Origin of the sequence: Rodentibacter haemolyticus (assembly GCF_015356115.1) — a bacterium.
Taxonomy (GTDB): domain Bacteria; phylum Pseudomonadota; class Gammaproteobacteria; order Enterobacterales; family Pasteurellaceae; genus Rodentibacter; species Rodentibacter haemolyticus.
In genome coordinates this window covers 1,934,050-1,960,012 of record NZ_CP063056.1, presented here as the reverse complement: position 1 = coordinate 1,960,012, position 25,963 = coordinate 1,934,050, and the positions used below count along the sequence as shown (strand labels likewise).

The following is a 25,963-nucleotide window of genomic DNA, read 5'->3' as shown; positions in this document are numbered from 1 at the left end:
AAAAAACGACCGCACTTTTATATCTATATCGCGATAGGCTAAATTACATCATTCCGCCCATACCACCCATGCCGCCCATTCCGGCGCCAAGGTCTGCTTTTTCATCTTTCGGAAGCTCTGTTACCATACATTCGGTGGTAATCATTAAGCCTGCAACCGATGCGGCAAATTGTAATGCAGAACGGGTCACTTTTGTCGGATCTAAAATCCCCATCTCTAGCATATCACCGTATTGTTCGGTGCTTGCATTATAACCGAAGTTACCTTCCCCTGCTTTTACGGCACTTGCAACCACAGAAGCTTCTTCACCCGCATTGGTAACAATTTGACGTAAAGGCGCTTCCATTGCACGTAACGCAAGTTTAATACCCACATTTTGTTCTTCATTATCACCTTGAACATGATCTGCAACTTTCGCTGCTGCGCGCACTAGCGCCACACCACCACCTGCAACGATACCTTCTTCCACCGCCGCACGTGTTGCGTGTAATGCGTCATCCACACGATCTTTCTTCTCTTTCATTTCAACTTCGGTCGCCGCACCCACTTTGATGACAGCAACACCGCCGGCTAATTTCGCCACACGTTCTTGAAGTTTTTCTTTATCGTAGTCAGAAGTCGATTCTTCGATTTGTTGACGAATTTGTGCTACGCGACCATTGATTTGCGCTTGATCACCGATACCATCAATAATAGTGGTATTATCCTTAGTAATCACCACACGTTTCGCTTGGCCTAAATCTTCAAGCGTTGCTTTTTCAAGCTCCATACCGATTTCTTCGGAAATCACCGTACCGGCCGTTAAGATAGCAATATCCTGCAACATCGCTTTACGGCGATCACCAAAGCCCGGCGCCTTCACTGCCGCGACTTTCACGATACCGCGCATAGTGTTTACCACTAAGGTTGCAAGGGCTTCACCTTCCACATCTTCTGCAATAATTAATAACGGTTTACCTGCTTTTGCTACCCCTTCCAACACAGGAAGTAACTCACGAATGTTAGAAATCTTTTTGTCCACCAATAAAATGTACGGATTATCTAACTCAACGGTTGCCGCTTCAGGTTTATTGATAAAGTATGGGGAAAGATAACCGCGATCGAACTGCATACCCTCTACAACCGCTAACTCATCTTCCAAACCGGTACCGTCTTCTACGGTAATCACGCCTTCTTTGCCCACTTTTTCCATCGCCTGAGCAATTAATTGACCGACAACGCTGTCAGAGTTAGCAGAAATTGTTCCCACTTGCTCAATTTCTTTTGAGGTTTCACAAGGTTTAGATAAATTTTTAAGCTCGGAAACGACCGCACTTACCGCTTTATCAATACCGCGTTTTAAATCCATCGGATTCATACCTGCCGCAACCGCTTTCAAACCTTCGCTCACGATAGCTTGAGCAAGCACAGTTGCCGTTGTCGTACCATCACCTGCCGCATCATTGGCTTTAGAGGCAACCTCTTTCACCATTTGTGCGCCCATATTTTCAAATTTATCTTCCAACTCGATTTCTCGTGCAACAGACACGCCGTCTTTTGTGATAGTCGGTGCGCCGAATGATTTATCTAAAATCACATTACGCCCTTTCGGACCAAGCGTTACTTTTACTGCATCCGCTAACACATTCACGCCGTTTAACATTTTTACGCGTGCATCATTACCAAATTTTACGTCTTTTGCTGCCATTTTATTTTTCCTCAATATTTCTTAATTTATTCTTTTCCCTATTTTTAGAGGGAAAAGGCGTCGGTATCATTATTCCACAATTGCCAAAATATCGTTTTCAGAAATGATTAACACTTCTTCGCCATCGATTTTTTCGCTTTTCACGCCATAGCCATCATTAAAAATCACCACATCACCCACTTTCACATCAAGAGGTTGAACCGTACCGTTTTCTAAAATGCGACCCTTACCCACTGCCAATACTTTCGCACGGGTTGATTTGGTTGCGGCAGAACCTGTTAATACGATACCGCCTGCTGAAAGCGTTTCCACTTCTTCACGTTTAATAATCACACGATCGTGTAAAGGACGAATATTCATTGTTAGTTTCCTTCTAAAAATTAAAAATGCCACCCTTATATAGGGCAAAAAATTTCACTTTCAAGAGAAAAAATTAAAAAAATTTTGCCCTAAAAAAACTAATCCGAAAAATGAAAATATGTCTTGATAGCAATTTTAAAAATGTGATCTCTATCATTTTTTTTATTTTTAAAATTTCTATAATGTCGACAAATTAACTAACCCAAATAGGTGACCAAAATGACTCAATTTAGAAAAGAAGTGGATTTACTTGGCGAACGTGATGTCCCTGCTGAGGCTTACTGGGGTATCCACACATTAAGAGCGGTTGAAAATTTCAACATTTCTAACGTAACGATTTCCGATGTTCCGGAATTTGTACGTGGTATGGTGATGGTGAAAAAAGCAACCGCACTTGCGAATGGTGAATTAGGCGCAATTCCGGCAGACATTGCCAAAGCTATCGTTTCCGCTTGTGATGAAATCCTAACAACCGGCAAATGTTTGGATCAATTCCCTTCAGATGTCTATCAAGGTGGTGCCGGCACTTCCGTAAATATGAATACAAACGAAGTCGTAGCAAACCTTGCACTTGAAAAAATCGGTCATAAGAAAGGTGAATATGATGTGATTAATCCGATGGATCATGTCAACGCCAGTCAATCAACAAACGATGCCTACCCGACCGGTTTCCGCATTGCTGTTTATAACAGTATTTTAAAATTGATTGATAAAATCCGATACTTACGTGCAGGTTTCGATGCCAAAGCGACAGAATTTGCCAAAATCTTAAAAATGGGACGAACCCAATTGCAAGACGCCGTACCGATGACTGTAGGCCAAGAATTTAAAGCCTTCGCCGTACTACTTGAGGAAGAAGAACGCAACTTAAAACGAACTGCCGAATTATTACTTGAAGTAAATTTGGGCGCAACAGCAATCGGTACAGGGTTAAATACCCCGCAAGGTTATACACAATTAGTGGTGAAACATCTTGCAGAGGTAACGGGTTTACCTTGCGTACCGGCGGAAAACCTAATTGAAGCGACTTCCGACTGCGGCGCTTATGTAATGGTTCACGGCGCATTAAAACGCACCGCGGTAAAACTTTCTAAGGTATGTAATGACTTACGTTTACTTTCCTCCGGCCCTCGTGCAGGTTTGAAAGAAATTAATCTTCCTGAATTACAAGCCGGTTCTTCCATTATGCCGGCAAAAGTTAACCCGGTTGTGCCGGAAGTAGTAAACCAAGTGTGCTTTAAAATAATAGGTAACGATACCACCATCACTTTCGCTTCTGAAGCAGGTCAATTACAATTAAACGTCATGGAACCGGTGATTGGACAAGCGATGTTCGAATCTATCGAAATTTTAGCCAATGCCTGCGTAAACTTACGTGATAAATGCGTGGACGGTATCACTGTAAACAAAGAAATCTGTGAAAATTACGTTTTCAATTCAATCGGAATCGTTACGTATTTAAATCCTTTCATCGGCCACCACAACGGCGACCTAGTCGGTAAAATTTGTGCAGAAACCGGTAAAGGCGTGCGTGAAGTCGTGTTAGAAAAAGGCTTGCTCACAGCAGAACAGTTAGACGATATTCTTTCTGTGGAAAACCTAATGAATCCGACTTACAAAGCAAAATTGAATAAATAATTCACTTAAATTAACGTCCATTAAGTGCGGTTGAAATTCTTCATAAATTTTGACCGCACTTTTCTTATTATCTTCAAGAAATGACGCTTTCGCTATCTACCTCGCCGTCTTTTCCTATAAATCTAACCTCCGGTTGCAAATAGACACCAAATTTTTCAGCAACGGTTTTACGAATATGACCGGCAAGTTTTACCACATCATTTCCCATCGCATTGGATTTGTTGATGAGTACAAGCGCTTGATTTTCATGCACTGCAGCACCGCCGATTTGAAAGCCTTTAAGATGGCATTGGTCAATCAGCCAACCGGCAGCAAGTTTTACCGAGCCGTCAGGTTGTGGAAAGTGCGGTAGATTTTCAGTCTGTTTTTTAAGTGCCATAAATTGCTCGGCAGTCACTACCGGATTTTTAAAAAAGCTACCCGCGTTACCAAATTCATCGGGATGAGGCAATTTACTTTGACGAATTTGACAAACTTCATCAAACACTTGCTTTGCCGTTACACTTTGCGGATCAAAATTAACAAGCGAACCGTATTTCAACACCGGCTGCCAATTTTTCTTCAACTTCAGTCCTACGGCGGTAATCACATATCCCTGCTGATAGCGATGTTTAAAAATACTTTCTCGATAACCGAATTCACATTCTTCTGCGCTTAATCGGAATAATGTAGAATCGGTTAAATCCAACACTTCCACATAATCACACACATCCTTAAATTCCACACCGTATGCGCCGATATTTTGAATCGGTGCGGATCCCGCACAGCCGGGGATTAAAGCAAGATTTTCCAGTCCATAAATACCTTGCGCTAAAGACCATTCCACCAAATTATGCCAATTCTCTCCCCCCTTGATATGAAGATAGTGAAAGTGCGCGTCTTGCTGATGTGTGATACCGAATAAGCGATTGAGAATCACCACGCCTTCAAAATTTTCTAAAAACAACATATTGCTACCTTGCCCTAAAAAAAGGACGGGCAAATTTTCTGATTTGGCACGCTGCCATGCTTGTTGAATTTGTTCGATATTATGCGCTTCAATAATCTCTCGCGCATAAACAGAAATATGAAATGTATGAAAAGGTTGTAAACTTTGCATCTAAATTATCCTAAAATAAAATGTGTGGCAGGGTGATTTTTACCTGTGTACCGCCTTGTTTGCGGGGGGTAATGGTCAACTCGGCGTTTAACCGATGACTACGTTCGGCCATAATATTTAAGCCATAATGCCCTTCCGGCTCATCTAAACTTGGAATGCCGATACCATCATCTTGAATTGAAATTTCATACTCGCCTTCAGCATTCGTTTTGGCATTAATTTCAATACGACTTCCCTTCGAATGTTTAATCGCATTCAATGTCGCCTCACGCACAATTTGCAGTACATGCACAAGTTGAGGCGGATTTAAACTTTGTGAGGGCAAGCGACAATTCACCCGCATTTCCATTGTCGTTTGCGAACGTAAGGAATCAATCACTTGCTCCAATGCCTGTTGTAAATTCGCTTCTTGCACGGTTAAACGGAAAGTGGCTAAAAGCTCCCGTAATTGAGCATATCCACCGGAAAGCGCTTGTTCAAAATCAGCGATAATATCAAGGCTTTTTTGTTTAGCAGATTCCTCTTCTTTCTTCAAATTATGTTTCAGTAAAGTAAGCTGAATTTGTAAAAATGACAACACTTGTGCCAAAGAATCATGCAATTCCCGTGCAATAATCGAGCGCTCTTCCATTAATAAAAGCTGTTCTTGTTGCCGCTGATTTTTATAGAAATACAGCGCGCGGGCTAACATTTGCGCCAAATTTTGCATCATTCGCGGATCAGGACAAGGTAAACCGGCTTGCCACGAAAGCACACCTAAAGCCTCATTTTCAACTCTCAGTTCTTCTATCTGCAAACTTTGGTGAAGTTGCTTTTCGCCAAAATTCACATTCCAATGTTCCGCACCAAAAATGCTGAGTTCGATATAACGTAAATGTTCACTGACCCGAATGTGGTTCAGCAACTGGCTAAGAATTTTATCATTAATCTCATTTACCGTTAGTAATTGAGAACTTTGATAAAGGGTCGTTAAAGAGCGGTTGCTTTGACGCAACTTTTGCGTTTGTTCATTCACAGAATCTTCAAGACGAGAATAAAGTTTACCCAACTCTGTTGCCATTTGTGTGAACACACGTGCTAAGGTGCCAAGTTCGTTGTCATTTTTTGTATCAAGGGGAATATGATTAAATTGACGCATTTGTACCTGCATACTGGCACGCGTAAGTAACTTCAATGGTTTTACTACTTCGCGTTGAGTAAACCAAATTACATAGGACACCATCCCCACAATGAGCAGCATAGAAAAGCTGAGCACGGATAACGCAAAAATCCACTTTTGTTCGCTAAAACGTTGTAATTCAAAAACAAAATGATCTACATCATTAACATAATCGGCTATATTTTGGCTATATCGCTCAATGTCATTTTGTTGCACGAAACCGGCCATTACTGACCAGCGTTCGAGTAGAACTTGATAGGATTGCTTAACAACATCCGGTGTAAAAAATTGATATTGAATATCCACCAAACTCGAGGAATGAAGGCTTTTTTCATAAAACTGCAAATTCTTCTCAACCGTTTCAGGATATTTATTCATTAAATGCAACAAGCGATAACTCTGCATACGCAGAGAACCGGAAATATTAATGGCTTCCGCATCGGATTTATTACTTGCCATAATAGCCAAACTTAGCGAGCTGATAATTCCTGCTGCAACAATGATAAAAAAAAGATATTTTGCAATCTTGATAGAAACCGAATGTGTTGTTTGCACAACCTTGCCTCAATAAGAAAAGAACGGTGATTAGTTTAGCACGAAAGTGCGGTCGATTTTAAATAAGAAATCCGCCTTATTTCCACAAGACGGATTCAAAACTAAGCGAAAATCAACCGCACTTTATTCTACGGTTACCGCTTTTGCGAGGTTGCGTGGTTGATCAACATCAGTGCCTTTAATTAAGGCAACGTGATAAGCCAACAGTTGCATTGGCACGGTATAGAAAATCGGTGCGATGATTTCATTCACTTTCGGCATCGTGATGATTTTCATCCCTTCCGTTTCGCAGAAACCGGCATCGTTATCGGCAAATACATATAATTGACCGCCACGGGCACGCACTTCTTCAATATTGGATTTAACTTTTTCTAACAGATCATTGGTTGGAGCAACGACGATAACCGGCATATCCGCATCAATTAATGCCAACGGGCCGTGTTTTAACTCACCTGCCGCATAAGCTTCTGCGTGAATGTAAGAAATTTCTTTTAATTTTAAAGAGGCTTCCATCGCGATCGGATAATATTCACCCCGTCCTAAGAATAAGGCGTGATGTTTTTCAGCAAAATCTTCCGCAAGCGCTTCAATTTCTTTATCAAAAGCCAGTCCTTTTTCAACATCTGCCGGAAGAGAATGCAATGCTTTAACTATCTCTTTTTCTTTTTCATCCGAAATATTGCCGTTGAGTTTACCGATTGCCGTAACCAACATAAGCATTGCGGCTAACTGCGTGGTGAAGGCTTTTGTTGATGCCACACCAATTTCAACACCTGCTCGCGTCATAAATGCGAGATCAGATTCACGAACAAGGGACGAACCCGCCACGTTACAAATTGTCATTGCCGCCATATAGCCTTTTTCTTTCGCCAAACGAAGAGCGGCTAATGTATCAGCCGTTTCACCGGATTGAGAAAGCGTAAGTAATAAGCTATTTGGTCGGGTAACAAATTTACGATAACGAAATTCAGAAGCGATTTCCACATCACAACTCACTCCGGCAAGGGCTTCAAACCAATAACGTGCCGCCATTCCCGAATTATATGATGTACCGCAAGCGACAATTTGGACGTGCCGTACTTTCTCTAAAATTTCTTTCGCGCCATTGCCGATTGCCTCTACAATTACGTTGTTATGATTAATACGTCCTTCCATCGTATTGATCAGTGCAGTCGGCTGTTCATAAATTTCTTTTTGCATAAAGTGGCGGAATTTGCCCTTTTCAGCCGCATCATTTTCAAGATTTGATTCGTGGGTTTCACGTTCTACTTTATTGCCATTTGTGTCGTAAATATCTACCGTACGACGGGTAATCTCCGCAATATCCCCCTCTTCTAAGAAAATGAAACGACGGGTAACACTTAGCAATGCAAGTTGATCCGAGGCTAAGAAATTTTCACCGATACCTAAACCAATCACCAGCGGGCTGCCTGAACGCGCCGCCACAAGGTGTTCCGGCCGATTGCGATCCATCACCACCATACCGTATGCACCGGTAAGTTGTTTTACGACTTTTTGAACTGCCTCTAACAAAGAATCCGTGCCACGCATTTCCCACTCCACAAGATGGGCAATGACTTCAGTGTCTGTTTGTGAAAGGAATATATAACCACGGGATTTTAATAAATCACGTAATTCTTCGTGATTTTCGATAATCCCGTTATGTACCACGGCAAAATTACCGGAAATATGAGGGTGCGCATTGGCTTCGGAAGGTTCACCATGGGTTGCCCAACGGGTGTGTGCGATACCGGTTCCGCCGATTAACGGTTTTTCATCCACGGCTTCGTCCAACGCCTTAACTTTACCTAAACAACGCACACGCTGTAATTCATTTTGTTGATTTACCACAGCCACACCTGCAGAATCGTAACCACGATACTCTAAACGATGTAATCCGCTAATTAAAATTTCTGCGACATCACGCTGCGCGACTGCGCCAACAATACCACACATAAGTTTTCCTCGTTAATTTATAAATAAAAAATGATTGTCGTTTTGACCGCACTTTATACACAAAGCACTTCGACACCTTGCGCCAAAATGGCTTGTTTATCTTGTTCCGACAGCCCCTTATCTGTTATCAATACATCAATCTGCTGCCAAGTTAATTCTAAATTCGGCATTTTTCTACCGATTTTCTGGGATTCAACCATGACGATGACTTCCCGCGATACTTCCGCCATCACTTGGCTTAAACCGACCAATTCATTGAAAGTGGTTGTGCCACGGGCTAAATCAATGCCATCCGCACCAATAAAAAGCTGGTCAAAATCATAAGATCTCAACACTTGCTCCGCGACTTTGCCTTGAAAAGATTCGGAACGGGTATCCCAAGTCCCTCCTGTCATTAATAGCGTAGGTTCATTTTCTAAGGCACGAAGCTCCGTTGCCACCGAAAGAGAATTTGTCATCACAACTAATCCCTGTTTACGATTAAGTTGCTTAATCAGTGCTGCGGTAGTGCTGCCACTATCCACAATAATTCGATTGTGATCACGAATACGCTCTGCCGCCACCCGAGCTATGACTTGCTTTCGTTCCGAAAGTTCATCATTTTCGCTTTCATCAATAATTTCTTTCGGCATCAAAATAGCACCGCCGTATTTACGTAGCAAAAAACCGTTTGTTTCTAAGGCGGTGAGATCTTTACGAATAGTAACTTCTGAGGTTTCAAATAAATGAACAAGTTGTTCTACACTCACCTCCCCTTGTTGTTGAAGGAGTTGCATAATCGTATGACGACGCTGTTGCGTATTACGAGGGTGGTTATTTCGTTTCATTGGGTTACCCTAGATAACTTACGATCTAAATTTCGGTTCGAAAGTTTATAAAAGTGCGGTTATTTTGTAAAGGAAATTTTAGACAACAAAAAACCCTGCCACTTAGCAGGGTTCATCATCAATTAATAAATTATTTGATTGCATCTTTTAATGCTTTACCTGATACGAACGCAGGTACTTTAGACGCCGCAATTTTAATCTCCGCACCGGTTTGTGGGTTACGACCTGTACGCGCCGCACGTTGGTTTACTTTGAATGTACCGAAACCGATTAATTGTACCGGCTCACCTTTTTTAAGGCTTGCTGTGATCGCCTCTAAAGTTGCTTCTAACGCTGCTTTAGCTTGTTTTTTATTTAGCTCTGCAGCCGTTGCAATTGCATCAATTAAATCTGTCTTGTTCATAACTTGTACCTTTTTGTTAATTTAATCCATTTCTTTGATCAAGCTCGCTGCCAAAGCATTTTTCCTAGGCAACAGCTGGGGGTGAGGATAATCCAACTTTTAATGAAATAAAAGCACGATTTTCAAATTTTGTGATAAATCTCACTTTATTGGTCAATTTTTACACCAATATTGGATATCCCCTCAGCCCTAATTTCGTTTTTTAGATCAAGAATCAGCTCAATATCACGTTTTTCACATTCCTTTAACAAACGATAAATTTGCCATTGCACGTCTAATTCCGTCTGAATATCCTCATTTTCTTTTAATTCGGTTTCAGTAAAATCACGACCGTTTTCCGTTTCTAATAAGGCTGTCACCGTACCTAAAGAAATTCGACTGATTTCGACCGCTCTTTCTAAGGTTTCGCCTGCAATAATGGCATGCACCGTTTCGACTAACGCCTTGCAGGCATCAAGTGCAGGAATTATGCCGAAAGTATCGTGTTCATTCACATTCGGAATGATGTTTTCTAATTTTTCCAACTGATTTTCAAAATTAATTTTCGCTTCTTTTATCGTTAAATATTCCCAGACAAGATTAAGAACATTTTGATAAATTTTTGCCGCCGCTTCTTGATTGGTGATTTGGCAGAACAACTTGAAATTAGGCATCATACGTTCGCATAATGCCGCCATAAAAGTAAGATGTTGCCAGCTTTCAAGATTTTCTAAACGCTTATGAATGGGGTTTCTCATCGCCTTTCCTTATTTATGATAAGCTTTGGAATAGTCGTGAATCGCATCAACAAAGATTTTCGGCGCGCTTTCCGGCACATCTTGATGAATACCATGCCCAAGGTTAAACACGTGGCCGCTTCCTTCCCCAAAGTCGGCTAAAATTAACCGCACTTCTTGTTGAATACGCTCTGCCGGTGCATAAAGTACACTCGGATCCATATTGCCTTGCAGGGCGACTTTATTGCCCACCCGAGCTTTCGCATCCGCAAGGTTCACCGTCCAATCCAAACCAATGGCATCACAGCCCGTATTGGCAATGGCTTCCAACCACAAACCGCCACCTTTGGTAAATAAGGTGATCGGCACCGGGCGACCTTCATTTTCACGAATCAATCCCTCTACGATTTTATGCATATATTGAAGGGAAAAATCCAAATATTCACGATGTCCCAACACGCCGCCCCAAGTATCAAAAATCATTACCGATTGCGCACCGGCTTTAATTTGCGCATTGAGATAAAGGGTAACGGCATCCGCCAATTTATCAAGTAACAGATGAAGCGTTTGTGGCTCCGCATACATCATTTTTTTGATTTTGCCGAAGGTTTTACTTGAACCGCCTTCCACCATATAAGTTGCCAGTGTCCACGGGCTACCGGAAAAACCGATAAGCGGTACTTCACCTTTTAATTCTTGACGAATCGTACGCACGGCATTCATCACGTATTGCAATTCTTGTTCCGGATCCGGAATAGGCAAATTTTCCACCGCACTTTTATTTTCAATCGGGCGGGCAAATTTCGGCCCTTCGCCGACACCAAAACTCAAGCCTAATCCCATGGCATCAGGAATCGTTAAAATATCAGAAAATAAAATTGCCGCATCCAACTCATAGCGGCGCAAAGGTTGTAAGGTAACTTCACAAGCCAGTTCCGCATTACGACAAAGTGACATAAAATCACCGGCTTGCGCACGGGTTGCTTTATATTCCGGCAAATAACGCCCTGCTTGACGCATCATCCACACCGGTGTGCAATCAACAGGTTGGCGTAATAGGGCTTTTAAATAACGATCATTTTTCAACACTGACATTTAGGCTTCCTTTTGGTTATCTTCCGCTTGTTGTTTCTTATTTTCTGCCTTGCAGAGTTCAAGCGTAGCATGAATTAATTTGCGTGCGATAGTACCTGTTGGGGGTAATTCTGGCAAGGGTTGTTTGTAAGAAAACCACTGCGCATCGTAAATTTCCGCTTCTTGTAAACTGATTTCACCGCTTTCGTAATCTGCCAAAAAACCTACCATTTGTGAATTAGGAAAGGCCCAAGGCTGACTACCGAAATAACGAATATTTTTAACCTGAATCCCTGTCTCTTCCAATACCTCTCGGCGAACGGTTTGTTCAAAAGTTTCACCTGCTTCCACAAAACCGGCAAGGGTGGTATACATTCCACCTTTCGGGTGATAATGGCGTTTGTGGTTGGCAAGTAAAATATCCGTTCCACGGCGCACCGCAACAATAATCGAAGGGCAAATAACGGGATAGGTGCGATAACCGCAATTCGTGCACTGCACGGCAAGTTCGTCTTCCGTTTGCTTGGTTTTATGACCGCACTTTCCACAAAATTTATGTGTTTTAAAAAAATGATTGATTTCTACACCACGATTTAATAAATAAAATTTTTCCTCCGCTAATGAAAGCTGCTCACGCAGCCCGACATAATCCCGGTGATCATTTTCCTTTTCTTCCACAAGCCATAGTTTTTGCCCTTCCCATTCTCCAATCACCATGCCTTTTAAATCCTCAACGCCTAAGGATTGAGCCGTCCCAAAAGGTAATTCCCCATTTACGAGATAGAGGTTAGAAGCGTTGGTAAATAACCAATAACCGCTATCCGAGGCTTTAATCATATTCATAAATCTTCTCCAAGAATGACCGCACTTGACACGCTAAATTATACAAAGGGCTATTATAGACCGATTGCCCTAATGACTTTAAAAAAGTTTGAATGATATAAAGAAAAATGCTGAATTATGTAGCAAATGCACAAAGCATAAATCTCATCAGTTCGGTAGGGACGCCACGCCGGAGTTCGCAATTGTTATCTTATTGATATTTTTTCAAGCCAGCCGCCAGCGTGGCGTCCCTACAATTACTCAAAAATGCTATTTTGTGCAACTGATACATAATGCTGGGTTTTTCTCTAAAATTGACCGCTTGTTGAGCCGTTTCAGACTCTCACCCCCTCCACTAACGCTTTCAACAACGGCGAGGGATTACGATTCGGGTAATAGAGATAATAAAGCGGATAGGTGATTGCCCAGTCGTCTAAAACACTTTCTAAGTTGCCGTTGTCGATTTCCGCTTGGACGAAACTGCGTTCTATCCACATTATGCCGTCGTCTTGGCGGCAGGCGTGCAACAATAAATGATCGCTGTTGCTGATAAAAGATTCCGACAATAAGGGCGAGAAGGTTTTGCCGTCGGGCGAGATAAATTGCCAATCGAGCAAACCGTGGTGGGTAGGCAGGCGTAATCGCAAGCAGTGATGCTGTTGCAGCTCGAAAGCTCCAAAAGCCAACTACGGCACAGGCGGCGTTCACAAAGGCAAAAAATACCTGCTTTCCACCACCTTAAACGCCCCACGGGAAGCCTTCAATGATCCGAACGAATATCTTTTTGCCAGCAAAGGCATTGACGATCTGCGTTTACCGCTTTTTCTGATTTGAACCTCTACCAAGTTTCGCCTGCTTTGACGTGCTGAAAAATCCGCAAATCAAACAGGATTTAGCGGATTGGCTGAAGCATATTGAAGCGAATTTCTAATGTTTCCCTATCTACAAGCGGTCGGGTTTGCAAAAAATGCAGCATTATGTATCAATTGTACAAAGTAGCACCTTCAATGAAGGTAAGGACACGAAGCATCGTGTCCCTACAAAATTTCCTTTATGTATTTGCTACATAATACCGAAAAAATGTGCAAAACCGACCGCTTGTTCACTTCCCTTTCGCCAACATGCTCCAATTCTCTTCCAACCAACTGACCAATTCCCGCACCCGAATGGCGATTTGCACGCCGGCGGGGGTGAGGCTGTATTCCACGTGGGGTGGGACGGTTTGGAAATCTTTGCGATCAATAATGTGGTGCTGTTCCAAATTTTGCAGGGTTTGGGCGAGCATTCGTTCGCTTACGCCGTCAATGCTGCGTTTTAATTCGCTAAAGCGTTTTGTGCCGCCTTGCAGGGCAACCAGCACCAACACACCCCAACGGCTTGTTACCGTTTGCAAAACCTGTCGGGACGGGCATTGGGAAGCAAGCACGTTGCCCTTGAGTTTTGTCTTATCAAAAAAATCGGTCATTTTTATTTCCTTTTAAATCAATGTGTTATTTTTAAAATTAAAATTATTTTCAACCTTACAAAGTTGCAGGTACTTCCAAAAAGTAAGTGTAATCATTATACTTTTCCACGTTGGCTAAGCAAGCCATTTTTACGATTTATCTCAACTTATCAAGAGGAAAACCAAATGACAACATTTGCAGTTACCGGTGCAACCGGTCAGTTAGGACGTTTAGTAATTGAACAATTAAAAGCCCGTGTGCCTGCGGAGAATATTATTGCCTTGGTGCGTAGTCCCGAAAAGGCAGCGGATCTTGGCGTAACGGTTCGCCGTGGCGATTATAAAGACACCACCAGCCTTGATAGTGCCTTGCAAGGCGTGGATAAACTGCTGCTGATTTCTTCCAATGATTTGGGCAATCGGGTAGCGGATCATAAAAATGTGATTGACGCAGCGAAAAAAGCCGGCGTGAAACAGATTGTCTATACCAGTTTGTTGCGTGCCGACAGCTCGCCGTTAAGCGTAGCGAAAGAACATCCAGCAACCGAAGCGGATCTGAAAAATTCAGGCTTGGTTTATACCATTTTACGCAACGGCTGGTACACCGAAAATTACACCGGTTCAATCCCTGTGGCATTGGCAAATGGGGCATTTTACGGTAGTGCCGGCGAGGGTAAAATTTCGTCTGCTGCCCGTGCCGATTATGCTCAAGCGGCAGTAGAAGTGTTACTTGGCGAAGGACACGACAACCAAACCTACGAACTTGTCGGCGATACAGCTTACACGCTGACCGAACTTGCCGCCGAATTGAGCAAACAAAGCGACAAAACTATTCCTTATGTGGATATTCCGGAAGCCGACTATGCTGCGGCATTGGCAAAAGCCGGCGTACCGGCAGACTTCGCCGCCATTATTGCCGGCTGGGATACGGATGCGAAAAATGGGGCATTGTACGCCGAAGATCGCACCCTTTCCCGTTTAATCGGTCGCCCGACTACCGATTTGGCAACCGTGATTAAAGCGGCATTATAACCGCTCAAACCTTGTTTCCAAGCCCTGTTCCCGCAGGGCTTTTGCTTAAAAGAGCGGTCAATTTTTTCGGATTTTTTGCAATATTGGTGGGCAAAATGTTATTGCTTTTATGTTTGATGCTCGGTGGTCTGTTTTATTGGTTAATCAACCGCCCCCAGCGAATAATAACCTTAGGCACATTCCGCCAGGCCAAAACCGTTTGTGTGAATGAGCGGCAGTTTTATATTGAAGAAGTGGCGTTTAAGGATTATCAGGCGGCAATTCACGGCTATTTCAATATTGCACCACAGTTGGAACACTATGCCGCTGTGCAAGAAGTGAACTATGATTTTTTCGATTTTTATAGTGTGGTGCTACGTTTTGAAGATTGCACAATGAAATTGGTGCGGCAAATCGACAAAGTGCGGCTGATTAAAAGCCTTCAGCCAATGTCGATTGCCGAATTTGAAGCACGCATTGTGCCGATTGTATATCGGGAAATTTAGGGGGAAAAATGACATTACTTGAACAAGTCAAACAGAGATTGCAACAGGCGGACTATCTGGTTATCGGGGCGGGAGCCGGCTTTTCCGCCGCTGCCGGATTGACTTACAGCGGCAAGCGGTTTACGGACAATTTCCAACCCTTTATTGCCCGCTACGGAATGACGGATATGTATTCGGCAGGCTTCTACCGGTTTCCGTCTGAGGAAGAAAAATGGGCGTATTGGGCGAAGCATATTTGGGTAAACCGTTTTGAGCCAAAAGCGACCGCACTTTATCGGCAATTATTGGCGTTGGTGCAAGACAAAAATTATTTTGTGATCACCACCAACGCAGATGGGCAGTTCTATCAAGCCGGTTTTGATCCAACGAAAATTTTTCGGGTGCAAGGCGATTACAGCTTGCTGCAATGTGCGACCGCCTGCCACGATGAACTTTACCCCAATAACGCCTTGGTTAAGCAGTGGCTGGCACACGCGCAGGATTGCCAAATCCCGACCGCCCTTGTGCCAAAATGCCCCGTTTGCCACGGCAAAATGGCAATGCATTTACGCATTGATCGCTATTTTGTCGAGAATGCCGACTGGCACGCCGCCCAACGCCGTTATAGCGAATTTTTACAATCGGCAATGCAGGGCAAAATCGTGTTTCTGGAACTGGGCGTGGGCTATAACACGCCGACCATTATCCGTTATCCGTTCGAGCTGATGACCTTTCGTAATCCGCAGGCAACCTTAATTCGTCTTAATCGGGACGAACCGAACGGCTTTGTGGAAACAGCCGCCCAAACCCTAGCTTTAACGGACGATCCGAATGAAATTTTAACCGCACTTTTGGAGTAACAATGTCGAATAATATCGCTCAACTGATTTATTATCTTGACCCAACCGCTGCCCTTCCCGGCACCTTAGCGGAACAGCGTTTATTGCTGCGTGCCTTAATGAATATCCGCCCGCCACAAGCGGAAACGGCGGCGTTTTGGCAATGGAAAGATGAAATTTTACAGCAGCAAGTGGCGGAAAAAGGCATTGTCGGCTTGGCGGATCTCGCCCCGATTGAACCGAATATCTATCTCTGGCAGGGGGATATTACCCGCTTAAAAGTGGGGGCGATTGTCAATGCGGCAAACAGCCAATTGCTCGGCTGTTTTCAGCCCCTACACCGCTGCATTGACAACGCCATTCACTCCCAAGCAGGCTTGCAACTTCGACACGCCTGTGCCGAGCTAATGCAACGGCAAGGGCATTTAGAACCGACAGGACAAGCGAAAATCACACCGGCGTACAACTTGCCTTGCGATTATGTGATCCTCACGGTCGGCCCGATTATTCAAGGGGAATTAATCGAGCAGGATTGCAAATTATTGGCACAATGCTACCGCTTGTGTTTAGAACTTGCCGTGGAAAAAGGCATTCAATCCATCGCTTTTTGCTGCATCAGCACCGGCGAATTTCGGTTCCCTAACCAAGCCGCCGCCGAAATCGCCGTGCGAGAAGTCCGCCGATTTTTGTCCTATAATCCATCAATCAAGGTTATTTTTAACGTGTTTAAAGACATTGATTTGGCGATTTATCAGAAGTTATTGGGATAAAAAGGACTGTATAGAATACAGCCCTAAAATTCATCAAAATCATTTAACCTTTATCTTGCAATAATTGCTTGTTTAATGGCTTTTGCAATTTCAAAGGCAAGATTAACCGGTACGGCATTACCAATCATTTTGTAAGCATCATTGGTATTTTGGTAGATAAATTTAAAATCATCGGGAAAGCCCTGAACCCGAGCGACTTCACGGATCGTCATTCGGCGATATAAATTCTCTTTTCCAACTACAAAGCGATAGTCGTTTATGCCGTGTTTTTCCATTTTCGGAGCTTGGGGGTGAAGTTGGCATTGTCGTCCTGATGCTTGCACGGTAAAGCCTTGTTCGTGCCACGCTTTAACCCGATTTCGGCTCATAAAAATAGGGGAAAAGCTACCGGTAAAATATTCATTATTATTGACCGCTTGCGGGTTGGTTTTATTCTGTTCCAATGCCGGTACAGCGGTTTCTTGCAGATCCCAAATAATATCTTTTAAGGTAATTTTATTTTTATCATCTGCGGTTGATCCAATCGGAAATTTAAAATCAATACCTAAATCTTTACGAAAACCGATATAGAATACCCTCTTGCGTTCTTGTGCTACGCCATAATCTTTGGCATTCACCATCGTCAAACTTACATCGTAGCCGCAATCTTCAAACATTTTTAAAATATTTTGCACTGCTTCGCTATGCCGATTGGCAAGCATTCCACTGACATTTTCCGCTAAGAAAAATTTAGGATGTTTGCTTTTTAAAATACGAATGTAATCAAAAAATAATTGACCACGAGCATCGTCAATTCCCCGTAGACTACCAGCTTCCGACCACGATTGACACGGTGGACCGCCAATAATGCCATCAATTTCATCAGGGAAATCATCTTCCTTGATATGACGAATATCGCCTTCAATTAACCTTGTTTTTGGGTGATTTGCTTTAAAGGTTGCCCAAATTGTTTTGTCATATTCATTTGCTACAGGGATCTCAAAACCGGCTTTCTCAAAACCGAGATCCAAACCGCCACAACCGCTAAATAAACTGATTACTTTCATTGTTTCCTTATTCATAAATACGATTTTTTACAGCATTTTGCTCGTGAATATCGTCCGTTGTTTTAATACCTAATTGTGTCAATTTTTCTAACAGTTGATCGGCAACCGCTTTTCCATTCCAGCTTAAAGGACGATCAAAAATAAGCTTTGGTGTTAATTTTCCGTTGATAATTTGCCAATCTATTTGAACTGCAAGCGGTCGATTTCCGTCATATTTTTGCTTAAACGTACGGTAATTTAATGCTTTACAAGCAAAATAAATATTCGGATTTTTTGAAACATACTCTTCAATCGGGATAATATGATTTAGCACATCTTCCGCCGAAGAATAATTTTGCCCGACTAAAATATAATCTGCCACTCCCGAATTTAAAATTATTTCGCCATTTACATTGGCATTTCGTTTGTCTTCAGAAAGACTACTTCCCGAATAGATATCAATAATTTGATCCTGAGTTAATAATAAATTTCCAGATAATTCGCCGGCAGGTTTATTCACAAATTCAAACTTCCAACCTAACGTAATTGAACCTTTTTCTACCCGTCCGAAAGATTTTTTATAAATTAACGGCTTGGTAAGAAAACGATCTTGAAGATGTTCTGTTGATTGTTGAATAATTGCTGCCCAATGATTGCCCAAAAGCTGTTCGGCACGCTCGGCATTCATCTTATTTTCTAGGAAATCCGCATTGTCTTTTTTATACGAGATCTTGATTTCTCGCTTTTCGTTTCCATTCGCCAAAAGTAAATAAACATCGGTTTTGGGTTCGCCTTTACGACAAGTTGGTTTTCCTATTTTTTCCACTGTAAAGATTGATTGTTCAAATTCAATACGTTGCCTGACTTGAAAGAAATCTTTCACGTCCTTTTCCGCTTGACTAAAATTAGCCATTTTCTGCTCCTAATTTTACAAAAATTGTTACTTATAATCAACATTACATTCCTTCAAAAAAAGTATGGAAAGAAACATCCAACGCTTGAATGATCTTTTCTAAACTTTTAATGGACGGATTACGTTTGCCTTGTTCAATTCCTGCGAGATAAGTTCGATCAATTTCGGCTTTAAAAGCAAATTTCTCTTGGCTAAGCCCTTGGGCTTTGCGTAGTTCTCTTACTCTTTCGCCGAGTTGTTCTAAAATCATAAATGTCTCCTTTTGCGATTAAAGAAATGTATCAATTTTGTGGCTGATAAAACAACGGACTATGAGAAACAATTGGGGTTTAAAGGCGGGATAAAATAGAGCTTAGCCTATAAAATGATCCCAATTCACGCTAAACTATCCCCTTTGGAAATGACGAAAACCACCAAAGAAAAGCCTAATTTTTAACTAAACAAGGAAAAACAATGAAATTGAAAACATCTCTTTTAGCAATGTTAATTGCCGGTTTTTTCTCCGTAAATGCCGCTGCTGACAATGGCTCGGTAAGCAGCCAGCCTGCGAAGCCGCCGATGAAAGCGAAAGCCGAGCCGGTGCGTTATCCTGTGCCGAAAAATTTGGATTTTTCGCAGGTTCAGGGCGAAAAACGCCAGTTTGAGATCAATGGCAATGCCGTGCCGTATCGTGCTTTTGAGCATATTGTGTATGTGCTGAAACCAAGCGATACCCGCTATCAAACGATGAATATTTATATTCCCGAAGCCTATTTTAACGGTGGGACGATTGACGGCTACAATGCCGATACCGCCCCGATTTTTTTCCCCAATGATGTGGGCGGTTATATGCCGGCAACGGCAGGCAAGCCGGAGTTAGGCACAAGGGGCGGCGATTCACCGAATGCGATTATGGTGGCGTTATCCAAAGGCTATGTAGTAGCAAGTGTCGGTGCGAGAGGGCGAACCGAAGCGGACGGCAAAGCCCCGGCAGCGATTATTGACTTAAAAGCGGCGGTGCGTTATCTGAAAGCCAACGATAAACTGATGGCAGGCGATGCCAACAAGATTATCTCTAATGGGACGAGTGCCGGTGAGGCATTATCCGCTCTGTTAGGCACAAGTGGCAATGCAACACAGCACCGCCACCAACGCACAACGGGCGGATAACGCCATTGTCGGCTTAATGAATGCGATGAACTACCAAAGCCCGACCCAACACTACCGCATTCGTGTGGGCGAAAATGACCGTGATACGTCTCTCGCTATTTCAGCTCTACTTGCCCTAAAACTACAAAACGAAGGCAAAGCGGTGGACTATGCACTCCCTTGGGGTGTACCGCATAGCGGTGATTATGATCTGGACGAATTGTTCGACTGGGTTAAAAGTGTCGCAAAACGGGAGTAGTTTTCCACAAAATAAGCGGTTGATTTTACAAATTTTCCGGAATTATGTAGCAAATGCACAAAGCATAAATATCATTGATCCAGTGGGGACGCCACGCTGGCGCCCGTATTAAAAACATAAACAATATCAATAAAATAACAATTACTGACGCAAGCCTTATGTCCCTACAATTACTCAAAAATGATATTTTGTGCAACTGCTACATATGTCGGAAAAATGTGCTTAAGAATATTTTGCTATCTTTTCTAATGAGGCGTAACATTAGTTAAAATCAAATAAGGATAATCTCATTATGAAAATACATTCCCCTCCCTCACTTTATCATCGCGCAATTATCTTTATGATTTCCGCTTATTTCAGTATCACCCTAATGAACGTATTTGTGAAAACGGCATCTGACACGATTCCCGCCAGTGAAACGCTCTTTTCACGTTTTTTAATCGGTTTGCTGTTCTTGTTGCCTTTTATGATTAAAGATCGGGATTTCAAAGTGGAAATAAGTCAGTGGAAATTCTTGGTATTACGCAATTTAGCCGGTGTAGTCAGTATGTTGATTAATTTCTATGTAGTAAAATTTTTACCGCTCTCGATCGCCGTTTTGCTGATGAATACTTCCGCGTTGTTTATTCCGGTTTTACTCCTCTTTTTCCATCAAAAAACGCCGCTTAACGTACTAGCGATTAGTTTGATGGGGTTTGTGGGCGTATCCATTATTTTACTTACCAATCAAAATGATTCTTTTGAGCCGATCTACGTGTTGATCGGTTTAAGCGGTGCCGTATTGACGGCAATGGCGCTTATTAGTTTGCAAGAACTGAATAAACATAATTCCCCCAAAAATATTGTGTTTTATTTCCATTTAATCGGCACTTTGTCGCTGCCTTTATTCTTTTTCCCTCAATGGAAAATGCCGAATCTGTATGAATTAGGGCTTCTTCTCCTTGTCGGCGGATTCGGACTCATATTCCAACTGCTTTTGACCCGTGCATTCAGATATGCGCCGGCAAATGTGATCACGCCTCTTGCTTTTACCGGGGTAATTTTTTCCAGCCTGTTTGACTGGTTTATTTGGAAACACATTCCAAATCTTTATTTTTGGATTGGTGCGGTGGTGATAATTATTTCTGTCAGTTTGCTGGCAAAAGTGCGGTCAAAAAAACCTTAGATTTTGAATCTCGGCAAAGCCCGGTAGTATCGTAAGACACAGCTATCGCTTTAGGTGATTGCGTATAAAAATTTAAGAGTTTTACGATATTATGCAGCTGACCCACAAAATAAATCAATGTTAGAGAATACCGATAACACGATTTTCATTTCACAAAAAAACCACCCTTTCGGGTGGTTCTTCTTTTAGTCTAGGCGACCGAATCGACCGGCATGAACATCATTAAAGGCTTCAATAATTTGCTCACGGGTGTTCATCACAAACGGACCGTAACCTACAACAGGCTCATTAAGCGGTTCACCGGTTAAAATCAACAATTTTGCTTCATTGTTAGATTCAATCAGTACATCTGCCTCGCCACGCTCAAAAGTGACTAACTCGCCACGGCGGGCAATAGCCTCACCACCCACCAGGATTGTGCCGTCTAACACCAAAATAACCACATTATGGCTTGCCGGCACACTGAATATATGGGAAGAATTGACATTCATTTCAGTATCCCACATATTAATCGGGCTGAAAGTACTTGCCGTACCTTTGGTATCAAGCAATTCCCCTGCAATAACACGCACGGAGCCTGCATCATTCGGCAACGCCACCACAGGAATATCTGCCGATCTGATCGCTTGATATTTCGGCGTTGTCATTTTATCTTTCGCCGGTAAATTCACCCAAAGTTGCACCATTTCAAATAAACCGCCCTCTTTCGCAAATTTTTCGGAGTGCATTTCTTCATGCATCACACCGGAACCTGCAGTCATCCATTGTACATCGCCCGTACCAATCGTTCCGCCACCACCATGAGAATCACGATGCGAAACCTCGCCTTGATAAGCAATGGTGACAGTTTCAAAACCACGGTGCGGATGCTCTTCCACGCCACGTAAATCAAATTCCGAGTTATCACGGCGACCACCTTGAAAAAATTTCGGTGGGTTGTAATCCATTAAAAGAAACGGATCTAAATTTTTATCTTTGTCGTTATAACTAAACATTGATGCGACATGGAAACCATTACCTACCCAGTGTTTTTCCGGTGCGGTGAAAACATTTGCTACTCTTTTCATATAAAACTCCCTAATCTATTGTTAGAACCTATCGTTCTGTTGATGAGCGTATTATACTCTTGCCAAAATATTGATAAATGGCAGTTTTATTAAAGAATATTTTACTAATAGTGAATAATAAAAGTGTAGCAATCCAACTTTCCCCTATGAGGGTTTTATAACCAAAAAATCTAACTCATAAATAAATCGTCTTGTTTTCTCATTAAATTGGCTTTTATAATTCCTACCATTGCAAAACAACAACTTACTTAGGAATTTTAACAATGAAAAAATCATTTTTTTCAACCGCACTTTTAGCGGTAGGATTGACCCTTTCAACTTTCACCAATGCAGGGGAAATTACCGAGCGTGTGGAAAAAACCAAAACATTATTAGTGGGAACTGAGGGGACTTATGCCCCGTTCACATTCCACGATAAAGACGGTAAACTCACAGGCTTTGATGTTGAAATCATTGAAAAAGTAGCACAAAAATTAGGTTGGAAAGTAGAATTTAAAGAAACGGCGTGGGATGGTATGTATGCCGGTTTAAATGCAAAACGTTTTGATGTGATTGCAAACCAAACGAATCCTAGCCCGGAACGTTTGAAAAAATATGATTATTCCGCACCTTATAACTATTCCGCCGGCGTTATCGTTACGAAGGCGGATAATAACAGCATTAACAGTTTTGCGGATTTAAAAGGTAAAAAATCAGCACAATCCGCAACCAGTAACTGGAGCAAAGATGCTCGCGAAAACGGCGCGATCATTGTAACTGTCGATAGCCTTGCGCAAAATCTTGAGGCGGTAAAGCAAGGGCGTGTAGATGCCACAGTAAACGATAAATTAGCCGTGCTTGATTATTTCAAAAAACAACCGAATGCCGGTTTAAAAATTGCCGTAGAAAGTGATAAAAAAATCCCTACCGGCTTTGCATTTTTAAAGGGTGAAGAATCATTGATTGCAAAAGTAAATCAAGCGCTTGAGGAATTGCGTCAAGAGGGTACGTTAAAACAACTTTCAATTAAATGGTTCGGCGATGACATTACTCAATAACTTGTTAGCCAATCTTCCCTTTATGACCACAGAACGGGCTGATTATGTTATCAGCTCGTTTTGGCCTATGTTGGAAGCGGCAATTTTATACACCATTCCCCTTGCGGTCATTTCCTTTTCGTTCGGCTTATTGATAGCCGTCATTGTTGCAGTAATCTGTACTTTGCCGCACCCGAGTCCTCCCACAAAAATATTGCAAACCCTTTGTCGTGCCTACATTTCCCTTATTCGCGGTACACCGATGCTAGTGCAGATTTTCATTATCTTTTACGGCTTACCTGAAGTCGGCATTACACTTGATCCTTTCCCGACTGCTATCATTGCCTTTTCTATCAACATCGGTGCCTATGCTGCGGAAACCGTGCGTGCTGCAATTCTGGCTATTCCAAAAGGGCAATGGGAAGCCTCTTATGCCATCGGTATGAATTATCAACAAGCTTTTGTACGCACCATTATGCCGCAAGCCTTGCGTATTTCCGTGCCTTCTTTATCTAACACCTTTATTAGTACGATAAAAGATACTTCCCTCGCCTCATTAGTTTGGATTGCAGAATTGTTCCGCGTAGCGCAAAACATTACCGCTGAAAACTATGAATTTATTCTGATTTATAGTGAAGCTGCGCTGATTTATTGGGTATTCTGCTTCGTTCTCGCTATTGCGCAAACACGCTTGGAAAAGCGTCTTTCCCGCCATTTATAAGGGATTACCTATGTTAAAAGTGACGAATATTCATAAAAATTTTAGCGGAAATCAGATACTGAAAGGGATCGATTTTGAAATCAGTAAAGGCGAAGTTGTCGCAATTTTAGGTCCTTCAGGTTCAGGAAAAACTACTTTCTTACGCTGCTTAAACCTGTTAGAACGCCCGGAACAAGGCACATTGGAATTTACAGACGGTAGCCTAAGCCTTGATTTCAGCAAAAAAATTACTAAAGCCAACGAACTTAAATTACGCCGCCGTTCTTCCATGGTGTTTCAACAATATCATTTATTCCCTCACCGAACAGCCCTTGAAAATGTGATGGAAGGGATGATAACTGTACAAAAACAACCTAAAATGCAAGCTCGTGAAAAAGCCCTCGTATTGTTAGAAAAAGTCGGACTGAAAAACAAAGCGGAATTATTTCCCTCTCAACTCTCAGGCGGTCAGCAGCAGCGCGTAGGCATTGCACGTGCGCTTGCGGTTCAACCCGATTTAATTTTGTTAGATGAACCCACTTCGGCACTTGATCCGGAATTGGTGGGGGAAGTATTGCAAGCACTCAAATTGCTTGCACAAGAAGGCTGGACGATGATCATTGTTACTCATGAATTGAATTTTGCCAAAGAAGTCGCTGATCGTGTAATTCTGATGGCGGATGGCAATATTGTAGAACAAAACAGCGCAGAGCAATTTTTCACCAATCCTCAAAAAGAACGCACCAAGCAGTTTTTATTACAGGCAAAAATCCCCATAGATTTGGATTATTGTATTTAATCGAAACGTTATAAACCAAAGTGCGGTCAATTTTATTGATTTTCTATCAATAGATTAAGACCAAAAATATAGCTTTATTTTGGTGGAATAAACCGATAGACAATAAAGGAAAAAATTAATGCAAATATTAAATAAAATTGACCGATTCTTGATCTCCCCACCTAAATGGGAAGGGACAAAATCACTAGGCTATACGATTGAATTTCTTTTTTTCGGTATTAAAGAAGCGAGAGCTTGTTTATTCGCAGGATTATTTTTCATTGCGATGTTTTGTGTTCCGAAAGCCGGTATTTTCGGAATACCACGCTATGACGTTCTGCTCATTTTTGCACTTTTGGTACAAGGGTTAATGTTTTATTTCAAACTGGAAACTTTAGATGAAATCAAGTCTATTACGCTTTTTCATCTAATCGGTTTTCTATTAGAAATATTTAAAACATCAGCTGCAATAAAATCTTGGGCATATCCTGATTTTGCTTATACTAAAATTCTCAATGTCCCCCTATTCACCGGTTTTATGTATGCGGCTGTCGGAAGCTATATTATTCAGGCTTGGCGTTTACTTGATGTTAAAATCCATAGCCATCCTCCTTATTGGCTCGCAACACTAACGGCAATCCTTATCTATTACCCATCATTACATCGGTGACTATCGTTGGTATATTGCCGCTTTCGCACTCGGTCTTTATGCTCGCACCACAGTCTCTTTTGTTCCTTACTATACTCGCAGGAAGATGCCTTTACTACTTGCTTTTTTCTTGATCGGTTTTTTTATTTGGTTGGCTGAAAATTTAGGAACGATAGCGGGCATTTGGCAATACCCAAACCAAATCGGTGCTTGGTCTATGGTGCATATCAGTAAATGGAGTGCGTGGTCTTTATTAGTGATGATGACCTTTGTTATCGTAGCAAATCTTAAATACATTAAAAGCACTATTGCCGTTTCAAAAGATTAGTACTCTCAATAAACCTTATAACGAATTAAATTAAAATGTATACAGAAACGCTAACCGAAGGCAAAACAAGCAGTACGCTCAGGGGCTTTA

General features: G+C 42.1%; 27 protein-coding genes and 1 pseudogene. 12 read left to right on the top strand and 16 right to left on the bottom strand.

Annotated features, from left to right (window positions below; all coding sequences use genetic code 11):
- Positions 1–43 precede the first annotated feature (43 nt).
- Positions 44–1,687, bottom strand: a complete 1,644-nt coding sequence (groL, locus tag IHV77_RS09265) for a chaperonin GroEL (RefSeq protein ID WP_194811683.1) — start codon at positions 1,685–1,687, stop codon at positions 44–46.
- 69 nt (positions 1,688–1,756) lie between these two features.
- On the bottom strand, positions 1,757–2,047 hold the full coding sequence (locus IHV77_RS09260; protein WP_194811682.1) for a co-chaperone GroES: 291 nt from the start codon (positions 2,045–2,047) through the stop codon (positions 1,757–1,759).
- A gap of 219 nt (positions 2,048–2,266) precedes the next feature.
- Here IHV77_RS09260 and aspA point away from each other — a divergent pair, with 219 nt between their 5' ends.
- Complete coding sequence (gene aspA / locus IHV77_RS09255) at positions 2,267–3,685, top strand: aspartate ammonia-lyase (RefSeq protein ID WP_194811681.1); 1,419 nt, start codon at positions 2,267–2,269, stop codon at positions 3,683–3,685.
- A 73-nt stretch (positions 3,686–3,758) separates the two neighbouring features.
- On the opposite strand, the gene murB is transcribed toward aspA, so the two are convergent.
- The 10 genes from murB to IHV77_RS09205 form a co-directional block, all read right to left on the bottom strand.
- Positions 3,759–4,784 (bottom strand): UDP-N-acetylmuramate dehydrogenase, encoded by a 1,026-nt coding sequence (murB, locus tag IHV77_RS09250; RefSeq protein ID WP_194811680.1) that lies wholly within the window; start codon positions 4,782–4,784, stop codon positions 3,759–3,761.
- 10 nt (positions 4,785–4,794) lie between these two features.
- Positions 4,795–6,498, bottom strand: coding sequence for a nitrate/nitrite two-component system sensor histidine kinase NarQ (narQ, locus tag IHV77_RS09245; RefSeq protein ID WP_194811679.1), 1,704 nt, complete (start codon positions 6,496–6,498; stop codon positions 4,795–4,797).
- Between the two features lie 123 nt (positions 6,499–6,621).
- On the bottom strand, positions 6,622–8,454 hold the full coding sequence (glmS, locus tag IHV77_RS09240; RefSeq protein WP_194811678.1) for a glutamine--fructose-6-phosphate transaminase (isomerizing): 1,833 nt from the start codon (positions 8,452–8,454) through the stop codon (positions 6,622–6,624).
- 53 nt (positions 8,455–8,507) lie between these two features.
- A complete protein-coding gene (locus IHV77_RS09235; RefSeq protein ID WP_194811677.1) occupies positions 8,508–9,281 on the bottom strand; it encodes a DeoR/GlpR family DNA-binding transcription regulator in 774 nt (257 codons plus the stop codon).
- Positions 9,282–9,411: 130 nt separating this feature from the next.
- Complete coding sequence (locus IHV77_RS09230; RefSeq protein ID WP_194811676.1) at positions 9,412–9,684, bottom strand: HU family DNA-binding protein; 273 nt, start codon at positions 9,682–9,684, stop codon at positions 9,412–9,414.
- A 146-nt stretch (positions 9,685–9,830) separates the two neighbouring features.
- Positions 9,831–10,421 carry a YjaG family protein gene (locus tag IHV77_RS09225; protein WP_194811675.1) on the bottom strand — a complete coding sequence of 197 codons (591 nt, stop codon included), beginning with the start codon at positions 10,419–10,421 and terminating at the stop codon, positions 9,831–9,833.
- A gap of 9 nt (positions 10,422–10,430) precedes the next feature.
- Positions 10,431–11,495 carry a uroporphyrinogen decarboxylase gene (gene hemE, locus IHV77_RS09220; protein ID WP_194811674.1) on the bottom strand — a complete coding sequence of 355 codons (1,065 nt, stop codon included), beginning with the start codon at positions 11,493–11,495 and terminating at the stop codon, positions 10,431–10,433.
- Positions 11,496–12,317: an NAD(+) diphosphatase gene (gene nudC / locus IHV77_RS09215; RefSeq protein ID WP_194811673.1), complete on the bottom strand. Its 822-nt coding sequence runs from the start codon at positions 12,315–12,317 to the stop codon at positions 11,496–11,498.
- A 314-nt stretch (positions 12,318–12,631) separates the two neighbouring features.
- Positions 12,632–12,982 (bottom strand): LysR substrate-binding domain-containing protein, encoded by a 351-nt coding sequence (locus IHV77_RS09210; protein WP_194811672.1) that lies wholly within the window; start codon positions 12,980–12,982, stop codon positions 12,632–12,634.
- A gap of 416 nt (positions 12,983–13,398) precedes the next feature.
- Positions 13,399–13,761 carry a winged helix-turn-helix transcriptional regulator gene (locus IHV77_RS09205; RefSeq protein ID WP_194811671.1) on the bottom strand — a complete coding sequence of 121 codons (363 nt, stop codon included), beginning with the start codon at positions 13,759–13,761 and terminating at the stop codon, positions 13,399–13,401.
- Positions 13,762–13,926: 165 nt separating this feature from the next.
- On the opposite strand from IHV77_RS09205, the gene IHV77_RS09200 reads away from it, so the two are divergent.
- The 4 genes from IHV77_RS09200 to IHV77_RS09185 all read left to right on the top strand — a co-directional run bounded on the left by IHV77_RS09200 (position 13,927) and on the right by IHV77_RS09185 (position 16,845).
- Complete coding sequence (locus IHV77_RS09200; protein WP_194811670.1) at positions 13,927–14,772, top strand: SDR family oxidoreductase; 846 nt, start codon at positions 13,927–13,929, stop codon at positions 14,770–14,772.
- A 95-nt stretch (positions 14,773–14,867) separates the two neighbouring features.
- On the top strand, positions 14,868–15,257 hold the full coding sequence (locus IHV77_RS09195) for a hypothetical protein (RefSeq protein WP_194811669.1): 390 nt from the start codon (positions 14,868–14,870) through the stop codon (positions 15,255–15,257).
- Positions 15,258–15,265: 8 nt separating this feature from the next.
- Positions 15,266–16,096: an SIR2 family NAD-dependent protein deacylase gene (locus IHV77_RS09190; protein WP_194811668.1), complete on the top strand. Its 831-nt coding sequence runs from the start codon at positions 15,266–15,268 to the stop codon at positions 16,094–16,096.
- A 2-nt stretch (positions 16,097–16,098) separates the two neighbouring features.
- On the top strand, positions 16,099–16,845 hold the full coding sequence (locus IHV77_RS09185; protein WP_194811667.1) for a protein-ADP-ribose hydrolase: 747 nt from the start codon (positions 16,099–16,101) through the stop codon (positions 16,843–16,845).
- A gap of 50 nt (positions 16,846–16,895) precedes the next feature.
- On the opposite strand, the gene IHV77_RS09180 is transcribed toward IHV77_RS09185, so the two are convergent.
- From IHV77_RS09180 to IHV77_RS09170, 3 genes are read right to left on the bottom strand one after another with little or no spacing between them, the layout of a single operon-like run.
- Positions 16,896–17,891, bottom strand: coding sequence for a DNA cytosine methyltransferase (locus IHV77_RS09180; protein ID WP_194811666.1), 996 nt, complete (start codon positions 17,889–17,891; stop codon positions 16,896–16,898).
- A 7-nt stretch (positions 17,892–17,898) separates the two neighbouring features.
- On the bottom strand, positions 17,899–18,783 hold the full coding sequence (locus tag IHV77_RS09175; protein ID WP_194811665.1) for a hypothetical protein: 885 nt from the start codon (positions 18,781–18,783) through the stop codon (positions 17,899–17,901).
- Positions 18,784–18,826: 43 nt separating this feature from the next.
- Positions 18,827–19,033 carry a helix-turn-helix domain-containing protein gene (locus IHV77_RS09170; RefSeq protein ID WP_194811664.1) on the bottom strand — a complete coding sequence of 69 codons (207 nt, stop codon included), beginning with the start codon at positions 19,031–19,033 and terminating at the stop codon, positions 18,827–18,829.
- A gap of 203 nt (positions 19,034–19,236) precedes the next feature.
- Between IHV77_RS09170 and IHV77_RS12115 the strand changes: the two genes are divergently transcribed.
- The 3 genes from IHV77_RS12115 to IHV77_RS09160 all read left to right on the top strand — a co-directional run bounded on the left by IHV77_RS12115 (position 19,237) and on the right by IHV77_RS09160 (position 21,335).
- Entirely contained in the window at positions 19,237–19,932 is a 696-nt protein-coding gene (locus IHV77_RS12115) for a hypothetical protein (protein ID WP_456300210.1), read from the top strand.
- Positions 19,892–20,170: a hypothetical protein gene (locus tag IHV77_RS12110; RefSeq protein WP_456300209.1), complete on the top strand. Its 279-nt coding sequence runs from the start codon at positions 19,892–19,894 to the stop codon at positions 20,168–20,170. Before IHV77_RS12115 ends, IHV77_RS12110 begins: the two co-directional genes overlap by 41 nt.
- 292 nt (positions 20,171–20,462) lie before the next feature.
- Entirely contained in the window at positions 20,463–21,335 is an 873-nt protein-coding gene (locus IHV77_RS09160) for a DMT family transporter (RefSeq protein WP_194811663.1), read from the top strand.
- A gap of 185 nt (positions 21,336–21,520) precedes the next feature.
- Here the strand turns inward: IHV77_RS09160 and IHV77_RS09155 are convergent, their stop codons facing one another.
- Positions 21,521–22,402, bottom strand: a complete 882-nt coding sequence (locus IHV77_RS09155) for a pirin family protein (protein ID WP_194811662.1) — start codon at positions 22,400–22,402, stop codon at positions 21,521–21,523.
- A gap of 263 nt (positions 22,403–22,665) precedes the next feature.
- Between IHV77_RS09155 and IHV77_RS09150 the strand changes: the two genes are divergently transcribed.
- The 4 genes and pseudogenes from IHV77_RS09150 (at position 22,666) to IHV77_RS09135 (ending at position 25,873) form a co-directional block, all read left to right on the top strand.
- Complete coding sequence (locus IHV77_RS09150) at positions 22,666–23,439, top strand: amino acid ABC transporter substrate-binding protein (protein ID WP_194811661.1); 774 nt, start codon at positions 22,666–22,668, stop codon at positions 23,437–23,439.
- A complete protein-coding gene (locus tag IHV77_RS09145) occupies positions 23,423–24,139 on the top strand; it encodes an amino acid ABC transporter permease (protein ID WP_194811660.1) in 717 nt (238 codons plus the stop codon). The genes IHV77_RS09150 and IHV77_RS09145 overlap by 17 nt, the downstream gene beginning before the upstream one ends.
- A gap of 10 nt (positions 24,140–24,149) precedes the next feature.
- Positions 24,150–24,917, top strand: a complete 768-nt coding sequence (locus IHV77_RS09140; protein ID WP_194811659.1) for an amino acid ABC transporter ATP-binding protein — start codon at positions 24,150–24,152, stop codon at positions 24,915–24,917.
- A 124-nt stretch (positions 24,918–25,041) separates the two neighbouring features.
- Positions 25,042–25,873, top strand: a pseudogene (locus tag IHV77_RS09135) (DUF817 domain-containing protein).
- The last annotated feature ends 90 nt before the right edge of the window (positions 25,874–25,963 follow it).